13 protein-coding genes are annotated in these 13,583 nt (G+C 65.2%); 6 read left to right on the top strand and 7 right to left on the bottom strand.

The features are described from left to right. Window positions 1-10 precede the first annotated feature (10 nt). The 3 genes from P2G62_RS04570 to P2G62_RS04560 form a co-directional block, all read right to left on the bottom strand. Window positions 11-304, bottom strand: a complete 294-nt coding sequence (locus P2G62_RS04570) for a DUF305 domain-containing protein (protein ID WP_275734087.1) — start codon at window positions 302-304, stop codon at window positions 11-13. Window positions 305-516: 212 nt separating this feature from the next. Next, on the bottom strand, window positions 517-909 hold the full coding sequence (locus P2G62_RS04565; protein WP_275733697.1) for a DUF6858 family protein: 393 nt from the start codon (window positions 907-909) through the stop codon (window positions 517-519). A 62-nt stretch (window positions 910-971) separates the two neighbouring features. Further along, window positions 972-2,090: a pyridoxal phosphate-dependent aminotransferase gene (locus tag P2G62_RS04560; protein WP_275733696.1), complete on the bottom strand. Its 1,119-nt coding sequence runs from the start codon at window positions 2,088-2,090 to the stop codon at window positions 972-974. A 119-nt stretch (window positions 2,091-2,209) separates the two neighbouring features. Here P2G62_RS04560 and P2G62_RS04555 point away from each other — a divergent pair, with 119 nt between their 5' ends. Beyond that, window positions 2,210-2,995, top strand: a complete 786-nt coding sequence (locus tag P2G62_RS04555) for a crotonase/enoyl-CoA hydratase family protein (protein WP_275733695.1) — start codon at window positions 2,210-2,212, stop codon at window positions 2,993-2,995. Between the two features lie 149 nt (window positions 2,996-3,144). Here the strand turns inward: P2G62_RS04555 and P2G62_RS04550 are convergent, their stop codons facing one another. Both P2G62_RS04550 and P2G62_RS04545 read right to left on the bottom strand, forming a co-directional pair. Then, on the bottom strand, window positions 3,145-6,201 hold the full coding sequence (locus P2G62_RS04550) for a valine--tRNA ligase (RefSeq protein WP_275733694.1): 3,057 nt from the start codon (window positions 6,199-6,201) through the stop codon (window positions 3,145-3,147). Window positions 6,202-6,405: 204 nt separating this feature from the next. Continuing rightward, window positions 6,406-6,837, bottom strand: coding sequence for an Lrp/AsnC family transcriptional regulator (locus P2G62_RS04545; RefSeq protein WP_275733693.1), 432 nt, complete (start codon window positions 6,835-6,837; stop codon window positions 6,406-6,408). Window positions 6,838-7,059: 222 nt separating this feature from the next. Between P2G62_RS04545 and P2G62_RS04540 the strand changes: the two genes are divergently transcribed. Continuing rightward, a complete protein-coding gene (locus P2G62_RS04540) occupies window positions 7,060-8,205 on the top strand; it encodes a type III PLP-dependent enzyme (RefSeq protein WP_275733692.1) in 1,146 nt (381 codons plus the stop codon). Between the two features lie 118 nt (window positions 8,206-8,323). Further along, window positions 8,324-9,511, top strand: coding sequence for a DUF2235 domain-containing protein (locus tag P2G62_RS04535; RefSeq protein WP_275733691.1), 1,188 nt, complete (start codon window positions 8,324-8,326; stop codon window positions 9,509-9,511). Here P2G62_RS04535 and P2G62_RS04530 read toward each other — a convergent pair. Both P2G62_RS04530 and metF read right to left on the bottom strand, forming a co-directional pair. Further along, window positions 9,413-9,904: a PaaI family thioesterase gene (locus P2G62_RS04530; RefSeq protein ID WP_275733690.1), complete on the bottom strand. Its 492-nt coding sequence runs from the start codon at window positions 9,902-9,904 to the stop codon at window positions 9,413-9,415. The genes P2G62_RS04535 and P2G62_RS04530 overlap by 99 nt on opposite strands. Before the next feature lie 151 nt (window positions 9,905-10,055). Then, a complete protein-coding gene (metF, locus tag P2G62_RS04525; RefSeq protein ID WP_275733689.1) occupies window positions 10,056-10,922 on the bottom strand; it encodes a methylenetetrahydrofolate reductase [NAD(P)H] in 867 nt (288 codons plus the stop codon). 92 nt (window positions 10,923-11,014) lie between these two features. Between metF and P2G62_RS04520 the strand changes: the two genes are divergently transcribed. The 3 genes from P2G62_RS04520 to P2G62_RS04510 all read left to right on the top strand — a co-directional run bounded on the left by P2G62_RS04520 (window position 11,015) and on the right by P2G62_RS04510 (window position 13,577). Beyond that, entirely contained in the window at window positions 11,015-11,920 is a 906-nt protein-coding gene (locus P2G62_RS04520; protein WP_275733688.1) for a LysR family transcriptional regulator, read from the top strand. A 92-nt stretch (window positions 11,921-12,012) separates the two neighbouring features. After that, a complete protein-coding gene (locus P2G62_RS04515) occupies window positions 12,013-12,804 on the top strand; it encodes an inositol monophosphatase family protein (RefSeq protein WP_275733687.1) in 792 nt (263 codons plus the stop codon). 137 nt (window positions 12,805-12,941) lie between these two features. After that, a complete protein-coding gene (locus P2G62_RS04510) occupies window positions 12,942-13,577 on the top strand; it encodes a hypothetical protein (RefSeq protein ID WP_275733686.1) in 636 nt (211 codons plus the stop codon). Window positions 13,578-13,583 lie beyond the last annotated feature (6 nt).

Below are 13,583 nucleotides of genomic sequence, written 5' to 3'. Positions count from 1 at the left end.
GCGGCGGGCCTTACGGCTGGCCGTGCTTTTCCAGCCATTCCTCCATCCAGGCGATCTCGGCCTCTTGGGCCTTGATTACCTCGGCGGCGAGCTTGCGCACCTCGGGGTCGTCGCCGTGCTCCATCTCGATGCGCGCCATGTCGAGCGCACCCTGATGGTGCGGGATCATGCCCCGCACGAAGTCGACATCGGCGTCGCCGGTATAGTCGATGGCCATCGCGCCATGCATCCGGGCATTCGCATCGATGAAGGCCTGCGTCGAGGGCGCGGCCCCTGCGGTGGCCGAGGCGCTGACTGTCGGCATGCTATGGCCGGTGTGGGCCTCTTGGGCATAGGCGCCAAAGCCCAGGGCAAAGGCCAAGGGGCTGAGCATGGCGATACGGCGGTTGCGGTTGATTCTGCTCATCGCGGGTCTCCTGTCCTGTGACAGGAGCTTGTCCCGACCGCGGGGCTGCGGCAAATCACCACTGAGAGAGGGGCGCGTGAGCGCCCCCCGTCATTCTGCAACAGGCGGCTTCACGCCTTGTCGGCCAGCGCCTTGCACCAGGCTTCCATTTCCTTGGTCGCCACTTCCATCGGCGGTTCCAGGAAGGTCAGGTGGAAGCTGTCGCCCATGTCCGCCACGCCGATCGCGCGCGGACGCACCGCCAGAACATGCGGGTTGGGCAGCATCACGCCAAAGCAGAACACGATGTTCTTGGCGCCCTTGATCGTGTCGGCAATGGTGCCGCCGATCGCCGTGGTATGGGCGTAATGATCGAAGGTGGCGATATAGGCGACCTTGGGATGCGCGTCGATCTTGGCCTTCAGCGCGGCGATGATGTCATCGACCGAGGCACAGCTGGTTTCGGCCTTCGGCAGGGTCATGTCGAAAACCGGGTATTTCTCCATCAGCAGAGATTGTTTCATGGGATGTCCTTTCGCGTGCGCAGAACGCGCAGGCTCCGGGGTGCCGTGCGGGGGCGCTCAGGTCAACGCGACGAAGCGGCGCGGGCGGCGGCCAGCGCCCCGGGCAGCGCCGCGGCAAAGGCGGCCATCTCGGCCTCGGGGCCGCAGGAAACGCGGATGCAACGGTTGTGCGGCGCGACGAAGGGCATGCGCACGAAAATGTCGGCGTCGGTCAGCGCCTCCAGCACGGCGCGGGCAAAGGCGCCGTCGCCGCAGCAGTCGATGGTCACGAAATTCGTGGCCGAAGGCAGCGGCACCAGTCCGTTGTCGCGCGCGATCTGCGCCAGCCGGTCGCGCGAGGCGCCGATCAGGCGGCGCATAAAGGCCGCCCAGGTGGTATCTTGCAGCGCGGCCAGCGCGCCCGCCTGGCTGATTCGGCACATGCCGAAATGATTGCGGATCTTGTCAAAGGCGGCGATCAGATCGGGGTGGCCGATCGCATAACCAACCCGCGCCCCGGCCATGCCATGCGCCTTGGAAAAGGTGCGCATGCGGATCACGCGGGGATCGTTCGCGTCGATTGGCGCGGCGGTGCCTTCGGGGGCCAGCTCGACATAGGCTTCGTCCAGCACCAGAAGTGTGCCCTCGGGCACCCGCTCGACCATCGCCGCGATGGTGGCGCCGGAATGGTGGCTGCCCATCGGATTGTCGGGGTTGGCGATATAGATCAGCTTAGGCGCCACCTCGGCGGCGCGCGCCAGCAGTGCCTCTGGGTCTTCGTGATTGCCCGCATAGGGCACTTTGTGCAGCACGCCGCCAAAGCCCGCGACGTGGAAGTTGAAAGTCGGATAGGCCCCGTCCGAGGTTACCACCGCATCGCCCGGACCGACCAGCAGCCGCACCAGATACCCCAGCAGCCCGTCGATGCCTTCGCCTACCACGATATTCTCGGGGCGGCAGCCATGCGCGGTGGCCAAGGCGGCCTTCAGTTCAAAATTCTCGGGGTCGCCGTATTTCCAGACGTCACCTGCCGCTGCCGCCATCGCGGCAATCGCCCGCGGGCTCGGGCCGAAGCCATTCTCGTTCGCGCCCAGCCGCGCGGCAAAGGGGCGGGCGCGCAGACGCTCCTGCGTCTCGGGGCCGACGAAGGGCACGGTCGAGGGCAGGGTGGCGGCAAGCGGGGTGTAACGAGGTCCGGTCATGGCCAGAGAGCTATTGCCAAACCGGAATTCCCGCAAGGTGGTTTCGTTGCGTCACACCCCGCCCGGGGCCGTCGCACAGCACGGGGCGGGTGCTAGAGTGGCGCCAGATGGAGGAGCCAATGAACAAAGTCACGATCGAAGAACAGGGCCCGGTGGCGATTGTGCGCCTGAACCGACCCGACAAGATGAATGCGGTCGATATGCAGATGATCGACGAGGTGATCGCGGCGGGCGAAGCGCTGGCCGCGCGTGCCGATCTGCGCGCCGTGGTGCTGACGGGTGCGGGGCGGGCATTTTGCGCCGGGCTGGATGTGGCGAATTTCGCGGCACTTGCGATGGGCGACCCCGAGGCGCTGATCATGCCGCGCAGCCATGGCGCCGCGAACCGGTTTCAACAGTTTTCGCTGGTGTGGCGCGCGTTGCCGGTGCCGGTGATTGCCGCGCTGCACGGCGTGGCCTTCGGTGCAGGCTTCCAGCTGGCGCTGGGGGCCGACATGCGGGTGGCGGCGCCGGGCACCCGGCTGTCGGTGATGGAAATGAAGTGGGGCCTTGTGCCCGATATGGGCGGCATGGTCACGCTGCCGGAACTGACCCGCGCCGATGTTGTCCGCCGCCTGACCTATTCGGCCGAGGAAATCACCGCCGAACAGGCCGAACGCTGGGGACTGGTGAGCGAAATCGCCGCCGATCCGCTGGCGCGCGCGCTGGAGCTGGCGCAGGCCATCGCCGGGCGCAGCCCCTCGGCCATTCGTGCGGCGAAACGGCTGATCGCCACGGCCTATACCGCGCCCGAGGCCGCGGTTTTGCTGGCCGAAAGCCGCGAACAGACCGATCTGATCGGCAAGCCCGACCAGATGGAGGTGATCGCCGCCAACATGCAGGGCCGCGCGCCAAAGTTCGGCTGACCTGCCTGCTGGATAGGGTGGATTTGAGTATTTACCAAGAAGAAGACGGGTTTTCTTCTTGGCAAAAATACTCCCGCCGGAGGCATCCGCCGTACGAAAACGGCCCCGCAGCGGAAACTGCGGGGCCGCGATGTCAAAAGGCGCCGGGCTTAGCCCAGTTCGGCCAGACGCTTCACCGCGGCGGCGACCTTCTCGGCCTCTTCGCTGCGCGCGGCCAGGTTGTCGCGGCTTTCCTCGATCACCTCTTCCGCCGCATTGGCGATGAATTTCGGGTTTTCCAGCTTCGCGCGCAGGCCTGCGGCCTCTTTTTCCAGCTTGGCCAGCGCCTTTTCCAGCCGCGCCTTTTCGGCCTTCACGTCGATCACGCCTTCCAGCGGCAGCCCGAAAACCGCCCCCGGCGCCGCGATCGAGATCGAGCCTTTGGGGATCGCGGTTTCGGTCAGGCTGTCGATCCGGGCGAGTTTGAAGATCAGCGCCTCGTTGCGCGCCAGTGCCGCGCGCGCGGCCGTGTCGGCCTCGGCCAGAACCATCGGCAGCTTGAGCCCCACCGGCACGCCCATCTGTGCGCGGGACGAGCGGATATCCTCGATCAGGCCGATCACCCAGTTCATTTCGCGGTCGGCCTCGGCGTCGATCAGTTCGGCGCCATAGGTCGGCCAGTCGGCATGCACCAGCATCTTCGCGCGCCCGCCTTCGGGGGCGGTCAGGCCCCACAGCTCTTCGGTGATGAAGGGCATGATCGGGTGCAGCAGGATGAAGCACTGATCCAGCACCCAGGCCATGGTTTCGCGGGTTTCCGCCGCCTCGTCGCCATCGAACAGGGGCTTGGCGAATTCGACATACCAGTCGCAGACCTTGCCCCAGACAAAGCCATAAAGCGCCTGCGCCGCATCGTTGAACCGATAGGCCGCCAGCGCCGCATCCACGGTTTCACGCACGCGCGCGGTTTCGCCGATGATCCAGCGGTTCACGGTATGCGCGGGCTGCGGCACGCCCGCCGCACGCGGCGCCGCAAAGATGCCGTTCATTTCGGCAAAGCGGGTGGCGTTCCAGATTTTCGTGCCGAAGTTGCGATAGCCCGCGATCCGGTCTTTCGACAGTTTCAGAACGCCCCCCAAGGCCGCCATCGAGGCATTGGTGAAGCGCAGCGCGTCGGCGCCGAATTCGTCGATGATTTCCAGCGGGTCGATCACGTTGCCCGTGGTCTTCGACATCTTCTTGCCCTTCTCGTCGCGGACGAGCTGATGCAGATAGACGGTGTGGAAGGGCACCTCGCCGGTCACGGCAAGCTGCATCATCATCATCCGCGCCACCCAGAAGAACAGGATGTCGAAGCCGGTCACCAGCACATCGGTCGGGAAATACTTGCGCATTTCCGGCGTGTCCTCGGGCCAGCCCAGCGTGCCGATCGGCCAGAGGCCGGACGAGAACCAGGTGTCGAGCACGTCGGGGTCGCGGCGGATAGTAATTCGCCGGTCGGAGACGTTAGAATTGTCTATCTTCCAACCAGTTCCGTCGCCGTCGCATTCGACGGAGAAGTGTGCAGGGTAGAGAGCGCGGGCCTGTTCAAGGGCGTCGGCCTCATTTGCAGCGCAGAAGAAATGCGTTTGCTTATACTCTGGCTTGTCCCAATCCCCTTCCAGCGCGGGCCCATACCACACCGGGATCTGGTGCCCCCACCACAGTTGGCGGGAAATGCACCAGGGTTCGATGTTTTCCAGCCAGTGGTAATAGGTCTTCTCGCCGGCCTCGGGCATGATGACGGTGCGGCCTTCGCGCACCGCGTCCAGCGCGGGGCCGACGATCTTTGCGGCGTCCACATACCACTGGTCGGTCAGCATCGGCTCGATCACGACCTTGGAGCGGTCGCCGAAGGGTTGCATGATGGGCTTCGCCTCGACCAGAGGCACGAGGCTGGTTTCCTCGTCACGCTCATCGCCGCCCTCTTCGCTGTCGACGGGCGCCTTGCCGGCCTTCTTGCCCAGACGCGGGTCGTTTTCGGGGACCATCACGGCCAGCCCCTCGCGGGTGATCGCCTCGACCACCGCCTTGCGGGCCTCGAACCGGTCAAGGCCGCGCAGCTCTTCGGGGACAAGGTTCAGCGTGTCGACTTCGGCCTCGGTGAAGGCGGCGCCGCGCGAGATTTCCATAGCGCGGGCTGCGCAGGCTTCATAGCTCGCTCCATCGGCACGCATCGCGCCCTTGGTGTCCATCAGACGATACATCGGCAGGCCGGCGCGTTTGGCGACCTGATAGTCGTTGAAGTCATGCGCGCCGGTGATCTTGACCGCGCCCGAACCGAAACTCGGATCGGGGTATTCGTCGGTGATGATCGGGATCAGGCGGCGGTGTTCCTTGGGGCCCACCGGAATTTCGCACAGCATGCCGACGATCGGCGCATAGCGTTCGTCCGACGGATGCACCGCGACCGCGCCATCGCCCAGCATGGTTTCGGGGCGGGTGGTGGCGATCGAGATATAATCGCGCTCTTCAGTGAACAGGATGTTCCCGTCCTCGTCCTTCTCGACATAGGTATAGGTGGCACCGCCCGCCAGCGGGTATTTGAAGTGCCACATATGGCCCGCGACTTCGATATTCTCGACCTCGAGGTCCGAGATCGCGGTTTCGAAATGCGGGTCCCAGTTGACCAGCCGCTTGCCGCGGTAGATCAGGCCCTTGTTATACATGTCCACGAAGACCTTGATGACGGCATCGTGGAAATTGCCTTCCTCGCCCGCGGGCGCGCCCGGGGCGCCCGACATGGTGAAGGCATTGCGCGACCAGTCGCAGGAACTGCCCAGCCGCTGCAACTGGTTGATGATGGTCTGGCCGTATTGGCCCTTCCATTCCCAGACCTTTTCCAGAAACTTCTCGCGGCCCAGTTCGGTGCGCTTGGGTTGCTGGGTTTTCGCCAGCTCCTTTTCCACCATCAGCTGGGTCGCGATGCCTGCGTGGTCCTGGCCCGGCTGCCACAGTGTGTCGAAGCCGCGCATCCGGTGCCAGCGGATCAGGATGTCCTGGATCGTGTTGTTGAAGGCGTGGCCGACATGCAGGGCGCCGGTGACATTGGGCGGCGGGATCATGACAGTGAAACTCTTGGCCCCGGGGCGCGCATTGGCGCCCGCCTTGAAGGCCTCTGCCTCTTGCCATTTCGCATAGATCCGCGGCTCGGCTTCCTGCGCGTCGAACTTGGTTTCCATCGTCATCTGTCACGTCCTTTCCGGGCTTGGCGCTTCTTAGCGCGCAGGCCCTGCAAGGAAAAGCCTTTCCGGCATGGTCAAGGGGGCAGGGGGCGCTGCCCCCGCGCGCAGGCGCGCTCCCCCGGGATATTTTATCCAGAGTGAATGGGTGTCTTTCTCTTTGGTCGAAATATCCCGGGGGGCCGGGGGCTGGCCCCCGGGGCCTTTTGCTCAGACCGCGCGGTCGAGCTTGGTGGACAGGTGGATCATGCTTTCGGAATTGAGCACCCCGGGCAGCCCGCCGATCTCATCCAGCACCTTGTCCAGCTGCGCGGTCGAGTTGGCGGCGACCTGCAGCAACAAATCGACCCGCCCCGAGGTGGTCGAGATCCGCTCGACCTCGGGGATCGTCTTGAGCCGCCCCAGGATCGCCGGTTGCTGGCGCAGTTCGATTTCCAGCAAAACGGTGGCGCGCAAGCGGCCGGCCCGCGCTGCTTCACCCAGTTTCACGGTATAGCCCGCGATCACGCCCGAGGTTTCCAGCCGCTCCAGCCGTGCCTGCACGGTGGAGCGCGCGACCTTCAGCCGCCGCGCCATCGTCGACAGCGTGATCCGCGCGTCCCCCGACAGCAGCCCCAGAATGGCCTGATCCAGTTCATCCATGCGCCACCTGTCAATTTAACCGGAATTTTCGTCATTATAACGAAGTTTCGCAGCAAATATACTCTTTTGATCGGTGAAAATGTTCATCATATCGCGGAGCATGAGAAGACAGGAAAAGGGCGGCTCATACGCACCTGGCCTGGGTATGGTTGAAGCGCGCAAGCGTCTCCCGACCCGAGAAGCGGGGCAAGAGGTAGCTGCAACTATTGGCGGGGAGAGCCGATGGGACTGTCGAAAACGATCTGGGCGAAGCCCTCTGAAATCATTCGGGTGAAGGGGCCCGATCATCCGGTGCTGGTCTGCGCGCCCACGGTCTTGCAGGCCACCGCGCGTCGGTTTCTGCGCGGTTTTCCGGGACTGGTGACCTATGCGGTCAAGTCCAACCCCGAGGAAATGGTGATCCAGAATCTGGTCGCTGCGGGGATCAAGGGGTTCGATGTGGCCTCGCCCTTCGAGATCGACCTGATCCGCCGGTTGGCGCCGGGGGCGGCGCTGCATTACAACAATCCGGTGCGCGGCCGTGACGAGATCGCCCATGCGGTAAAGGCCGGGGTGAAAAGCTGGTCGGTCGATTCGGCGTCGGAACTGGACAAGCTGATCGCGTTGGTCCCGGCCGAGGGCTGCGAAATCTCGGTCCGGTTCAAATTGCCGGTGGCGGGCGCGGCCTATGATTTCGGCGCGAAATTCGGTGCCACGCCCGATCTGGCGGTGCAGCTGTTGGCACGGGTCGCGGCGGCGGGGTTCATTCCGTCGCTGACCTTCCACCCCGGCACGCAATGCACCGATCCGATGGCCTGGGATGCCTATATCCGCACCGCCGCCCGGATCTGTGAGGAGGCGGGCGTGCGCGCCCGGCGGCTGAACGTGGGCGGCGGCTTTCCGTCGCACCGCACCACGGGCGCCGCGCCCGCGCTGGAGCAGATCTTCACGCTGATCGACCGCGTCGCGACCGAGGCCTTCGGAGCCGACCGCCCCGCACTGGTGTGCGAGCCGGGCCGTGGCCTGGTTGGCGATGCCTTCAGCCTGATCACCCGCGTCAAGGCGCTGCGCGACGACAGCCATGTGTTCCTGAACGACGGGGTCTATGGCTGTCTGGCCGAATTGCCGCTGCTTGGCACTATCGACCGGATCGAGGTGTTCTCGCCCGAAGGCGTGGCGCGCAGTGCCGCGCCGGTGGAACGCGTGGTGTTTGGGCCGACCTGCGATTCGGTCGACCGGCTGCCGGGGCAGCTGGCGCTGCCGGGCGATCTGACCGAAGGCGATTTCATCGTGTTTCAGGGGATGGGCGCCTATTCTGCGGGGCTGAATACCCGGTTCAACGGCTTCGGGGCGGTCGAACTGGCCACCGTGATGGCGCTGCAGGGTTAATTCACTGCATCGTCAATGACCTGTTGAGGACCTTGCCCTATAGTTCAGGGCAAGGTCTTTTCAGTCGGGCGGCCCAGATGACACGGAAATCCCCCCTGCGCCGGAAAGCGGCGGGCTGATGCGCGGTCTGGTGGAGCGCATCTTCGCGCTGCTGCGGCGGCGCACGGCCAAGGCTCCGGGGGCGGGCCTGCCGGTTGCGCGTGCCGGTCGCGGGCCGGTGGATCATGTGGTGCTGCTGGATGGCACGATGGGCGCGCTTGACGGTCAGCGGATTACCTCGATCGGGCTGATCTGGCGGTTCCTGCGCCGGTCCAATCCGCGGATTTCCACCTATTACGGCAAGGGTCTGCAATGGCGCGACTGGCGCGATTTTTCCGAGGTCTGGCAGGGGTGGGGCGTCAATCGGCAGATCCTGCGCGCCTATGGCTGGCTGTCGATGCGCTATCGTCCGGGGGACCGGATCTTCCTGATCGGCTATTCCCGCGGCGGCTTTGCCGCGCGCTCGCTGGCCGGGCTGATCGAGCGGGTCGGCCTGCTGCGCCCCGAGGCCGCGACCGAACGCAACACGCGCCTTGCCTGGCGCTATTACGAGGCGGCGCAGACACCGCCCGTCGCAGCCGTGTTCCGCCGGCGCTTCTGCCATGACAGCGTGCGCATCGAAATGGTCGGCGCCTTCGACACAGTGCGCGGGATGGGACTGCAACTGCCATTCCTGTGGATGTTGAGCGAACCGCGCTACCGGTTTCACGATCATCATCTGGGCGCCTCGGTGCATCATGGCTATCAGGCGCTGGCACTGGACGAGACGCGGTCAGTGCTGGAACCGCTGATCTGGGATTGCGAGGGCACCGGCGCCACCCGGATCGAACAGGTCTGGTTTCGGGGCTGCCATGGCGACATCGGCGGTCAGTTGAGCGGGTTCGAGGCGGCGCGACCATTGGCAAATATTCCGCTGGTCTGGATGCTGGAGCGCGCCGCGGATCTGGGCCTTGACCTGCCGCCCGGCTGGCAGGATGCATTCCCGACCGACCCGGCGGCACCGCCTGTCGGCTCCTGGCGGCGCTGGGGCAAGTTTTTCATTTTGCGCGCGCCGCGCCTTGTCGGGCGCGACGCGTCGGAACGTATCCATGAAACTGCGCTCAGCCCGTCGCGCAACTGGCACCTGATCTTGCGGCCCTGGTTTGCGCGGCGCGACAGGCGGGCCGAACTATTGCGGCGTGCCCATGACGAAACAGGTGGCGGAGCCGGTGGCATAGAGCTTGCCGTCCGCCACCCCCCGGATCTCGCCCCGGGCGACCCCGGTTGAGCGGCCCAGATGCATCAGCTCGCCGATGCCCACGACCTCGGTGCCGACGGGGATCGCGCGCAGCATGTTGACCTTGTATTCCAGCGTGGTCTGATACTGCCCGCGCGGCAGGCCCGAAATCACCGCGCAGGTCAGGCAGGTGTCCAGGATCACCCCATACCAGCCGCCATGCACGCCGCCAAAGGCGTTGGTATGGGCGAATTGCGGGGTGCCGGTGACTTCGACGCGGCCCGCCTCGGCCTTGGTGACGCGATAATTCGTCACCTGCGCCAGCGTGGTCGAGGGCACTTCGCCCGTCAGCATCTTCTGCATGTATTCAAGCCCCGACATCTGCTGCAACGCCTCGAGCGGCAGGAAATCGGCGGGGCTTTCGGCGAATTTCTGTTCGGCCATCTGTCTCTCCCTTTTGGCGCAGATTAACGCTACGGCAGGGCAGGGAAAGGGGGAGGCCAAGTTCCGTAGCGTCACGAAAAAGGAGGCCGCAGCCCCCTTCTTCTTGGATCAAATACGCATTCGACGGCAGGGCGCGCGTGCCGCGGCGCCCTCAGGCGACGTTTTCCAGCACCGCATCCGGGGTGATGCCAAGCGCGTGGCACACGTCGCGGGTCATCTGCGGGCGGTTGAGCGTGTAGAAATGCAGGTCTTCGACCCCGCCCTCGATCAGCTTGTCGCACAGTTCGGTGCATAGCGCGGTGGCCAGCAATTGCTCGCGGTCGTCGCGCACGGCCGCCGTGAACGCCTCTTCGACCCAGGCCGGGACCGAGGTGCCGCAGCGCTGCGCGAAGTTCTTGGCGCCTTTCCACGACTGGATCGGCAGGATGCCCGGAATGATCTTGGCGGTGATCCCTTCCTTCACGCAGGCATCGCGGAACCGGAAGAACGTGTCTGCCTCGAAGAAGAACTGCGTGATCGCGCTGGTCGCGCCCGCATCGCATTTGCGTTTCAGCCAGCGCACATCGGCCAGCGCGTCGGCCGCTTCGGGGTGCGGTTCGGGATAGGCGCCGCAGCGGATGGTGAAGCGCCCGTCTTCGGCCAGCGCCTCGATCAGTTCGACCGAGCTGGCAAAGCCTTCGGGATGGGGCGTGAACCGCGCGGCGCCTTTCGGCGGGTCGCCCCGCAGCGCCACGATCTCGGTCACGCCGACCTCGGCATAGGAATTGACGATCTCCATCGTTTCGGCGCGGGTCGCATCGACACAGGTCAGATGCGCGGCGACGTTCAGGCCATAGTGCTTGTGGATCGTCGCGACCGCCTCGTGGGTCAGCTTGCGCGTGGTGCCGCCGGCACCATAGGTCACCGACACGAAGCCGGGCTTCAACGGCGCCAGCACCTGCGCCGTTTCCCACAGCCGGAACGACGCGTCGAGCGACTGCGGCGGGAAGAATTCGAAGGAAACATTCGGCGTGGTCATGGTGCTGTCCTCTTGGCTTGCCCCCTTGTGCCAGATTCTCGAATGTGAGACAAATTCATAATCCTCAAGATTGTTATGAGTTTGCCCGCAAGATGCACATCGAATTTCGCCACCTGCGCACGATCAAGGCCATTCACGATGCGGGTGGTCTGGCGCGGGCTGCGGATGTCCTGCATATCACTCAAAGCGCATTGTCCCATCAGGTCAAGGGGTTGGAGGATCAGGCCGGGGTGGAACTGTTCGTGCGCCGGTCGAAACCGCTGAAACTGTCGGCGGCCGGGATGAAGCTGCTGCGGCTGGCCGAACGCATCCTGCCCGAGATCGAGGCGATGGAAGAGGAATTCGACGCCCTGCGTCAGGGTCGCGCCGGGCGGCTGCACATCGCGATCGAATGCCACGCCTGTTTCGACTGGCTGTTCCCGGTGCTGGAACAGTTCCGCCGCGCCTGGCCCGACATCGACATCGACATCCGCCCCGGTCTGGCCTTCACCGCGCTGGCCGCGCTGGCGCGGGAAGAGGTCGATCTGGTGATCTCGTCCGACCCCGAAACGCTGGAAGGCATCACCTTCAACCCGCTGTTCGACTATTCGCCGACCTTCATTGCGGCGTCGACCAGCCCGCTGGCGCAAAAGCCCTTTGTCGTGGCCGAGGATTTTGCCGATCAGACGCTGATAACCTATCCGGTGGACCGGGCGCGCTCGGACGTGTTTTCGCAGCTGCTGACGCCTGCGCGGGTTGAACCGCGCGCGCATCGGCAGGTCGAACTGACGACGGTGATCCTGATGCTGGTGGCCTCGGGGCGCGGGGTGGCGGTGTTGCCCGACTGGGTGCTGCGCGAGGTGAAATATCAGCCCGATTACATCACCCGGCCGGTGACCGAACACGGGCTGACCAAGCGCCTGTATGCCGCGACCCGGACCGAAGACGTGACCGAGCCGTTCATGGCGCATTTCCTGCGGCTGGCCCGGACAGAGCCGGTCAAGCTGCAACGTGCCTGACCTGCCGTCCTGCGGGGCGTTTGGCGTGCCAAACCCCTTGGAATCCTGCGCCCGCCCGCGTATAGGCAGCGCTTGAACCGAAGGAGCATCGCATGCAAGGCAGCGCAAACCTCAACCTGATGATCAAAGCGGCCCGCAAGGCCGGTCGCGCGCTCGTGAAGGATTTCCGCGAGGTCGAGAACCTGCAGGTTTCGTCCAAGGGGCCGGGCGACTTCGTGTCGAAGGCCGATCGCGAGGCCGAGCGGATCATCAAGGAAGAGCTGCGCGGGGCGCGTCCCTCCTATGGCTGGCTGGGCGAGGAAACCGGCGAGGCCGCGGGCGAAGACCCGACGCGCCGCTGGATCGTCGACCCGCTGGACGGCACGACGAACTTCCTGCACGGCCTGCCGCATTGGGCGGTGTCGATTGCGCTGGAACACAAGGGCGAAGTGGTCGCCGGTGTGGTGTTCGACGCGGCCAAGGACGAACTTTATTACGCCGAAAAGGGCCTTGGCGCTTTCGTCAACGAAAGCCGTCTGCGTGTGTCGGGCCGTCGCAACATGATCGAGGCGATCTTCGCCACCGGCGTGCCCTTCGGCGGCAAGTCGACCTTGCCCGCGACGCTGCAGGATCTGGCCCGTTTGATGCCGGTGTGCGCCGGTGTGCGCCGCTTCGGTTCGGCGGCGCTGGATCTGGCCTATGTCGCCGCGGGCCGCTACGACGGCTATTGGGAGCGGGGCATTCAGCCCTGGGATATGGCTGCCGGGCTGATTCTGGTGAAAGAGGCGGGCGGTTTTGTCGGCCCGGTGCGCGAAGGCCGCGATATCCTCGAATCGGGCGCGGTGATCGCGGGCAATGCCGAGTTGTTCGATCCGCTGTGCAAGATCCTGCGTCAGCCGGCCTGATCTGTTCTAAATCTGTTCTCGCGGGCGGCCAAGGCTGCCCGACATGAACGAAATAAGAACATATGCGCGTTTCGTTCACGCCTTGTTCACCCTGTTGTGACAATCTTCCCGCATCAGCAAATCGCGGGATGTTCACCATGCTTCAAGACATTACCTGGACCCGGGCCGGTCAGATCTTTGCCAGCGCACGCCCCATCGGCGCGTTGTTTCCGCTGGAATCGGCCATGGATGAAATCGGTCGTGCGGCGCGCGATCTGGCCTTTTGCGAGGCGGCAGAAGCAATTGCCGACAACCGCATCGTGGCACTGCGCGAGATGATCGCGGCCTGCGACGCCGAGATGTCTGTGCAAAGCGATGCGGTTGCGGCCGAATTGCAGGCGGCGCGCGAGGGGCTGGGCGAGGAACTCGCGTCTTTCGAGGAAACCCGCCCGCTGGAGGCCGCCTTTCGCGCCGATCAGCGCGATGAGGCCTGCGCCCGGATCAGGGCGGCGCAAAAGCGGCTGCGCGGGTTTGTTGCCAACCCCTTGCAGGAGGCCGACCTGTTCGACCCCGCGCTGAGCCGGGAAGAGGCGGTCGAACTGGCCTGCGCGGCCCTGGCGCGCAGCCCCGAGGACATCGTTCTTGCCGCGCGTGCCGAGGCGCGGGCCCGTATCGCGGGCGCGCCGATCCCGGTGCCGGAGGAACAGAATTACCACTTCACCCAGCCCGAAGGCTGGACTGCCTGGCTCGCCACCCGGCTGGCGGCCCGCACGGGCGCGGCGATGCGCGGTTGACCCACC

The sequence above is a fragment of the Paenirhodobacter sp. CAU 1674 genome (assembly GCF_029222945.1).
In the GTDB taxonomy this organism is placed as follows: Bacteria; Pseudomonadota; Alphaproteobacteria; order Rhodobacterales; family Rhodobacteraceae; genus Rhodobacter.
This window is presented reverse-complemented; position numbering and strand designations above follow the sequence as displayed.

Excerpts from the sequence above, each read along its gene's own strand:
- P2G62_RS04550 (WP_275733694.1), bottom strand. The coding sequence starts at position 6,201 with ATGACGATGGAAACCAAGTTCGACGCGCAGGAAGCCGAGCCGCGGATC.
- P2G62_RS04530 (WP_275733690.1), bottom strand. The coding sequence starts at position 9,904 with ATGGCCGAACAGAAATTCGCCGAAAGCCCCGCCGATTTCCTGCCGCTC.
- P2G62_RS04555 (WP_275733695.1), top strand. The coding sequence starts at position 2,210 with ATGAACAAAGTCACGATCGAAGAACAGGGCCCGGTGGCGATTGTGCGC.
- metF (WP_275733689.1), bottom strand. The coding sequence starts at position 10,922 with ATGACCACGCCGAATGTTTCCTTCGAATTCTTCCCGCCGCAGTCGCTC.
- P2G62_RS04540 (WP_275733692.1), top strand. The coding sequence starts at position 7,060 with ATGGGACTGTCGAAAACGATCTGGGCGAAGCCCTCTGAAATCATTCGG.
- P2G62_RS04560 (WP_275733696.1), bottom strand. The coding sequence starts at position 2,090 with ATGACCGGACCTCGTTACACCCCGCTTGCCGCCACCCTGCCCTCGACC.
- P2G62_RS04570 (WP_275734087.1), bottom strand. The coding sequence starts at position 304 with ATGCCGACAGTCAGCGCCTCGGCCACCGCAGGGGCCGCGCCCTCGACG.
- P2G62_RS04545 (WP_275733693.1), bottom strand. The coding sequence starts at position 6,837 with ATGGATGAACTGGATCAGGCCATTCTGGGGCTGCTGTCGGGGGACGCG.
- P2G62_RS04535 (WP_275733691.1), top strand. The coding sequence starts at position 8,324 with ATGCGCGGTCTGGTGGAGCGCATCTTCGCGCTGCTGCGGCGGCGCACG.
- P2G62_RS04520 (WP_275733688.1), top strand. The coding sequence starts at position 11,015 with ATGCACATCGAATTTCGCCACCTGCGCACGATCAAGGCCATTCACGAT.
- P2G62_RS04565 (WP_275733697.1), bottom strand. The coding sequence starts at position 909 with ATGAAACAATCTCTGCTGATGGAGAAATACCCGGTTTTCGACATGACC.
- P2G62_RS04515 (WP_275733687.1), top strand. The coding sequence starts at position 12,013 with ATGCAAGGCAGCGCAAACCTCAACCTGATGATCAAAGCGGCCCGCAAG.
- P2G62_RS04510 (WP_275733686.1), top strand. The coding sequence starts at position 12,942 with ATGCTTCAAGACATTACCTGGACCCGGGCCGGTCAGATCTTTGCCAGC.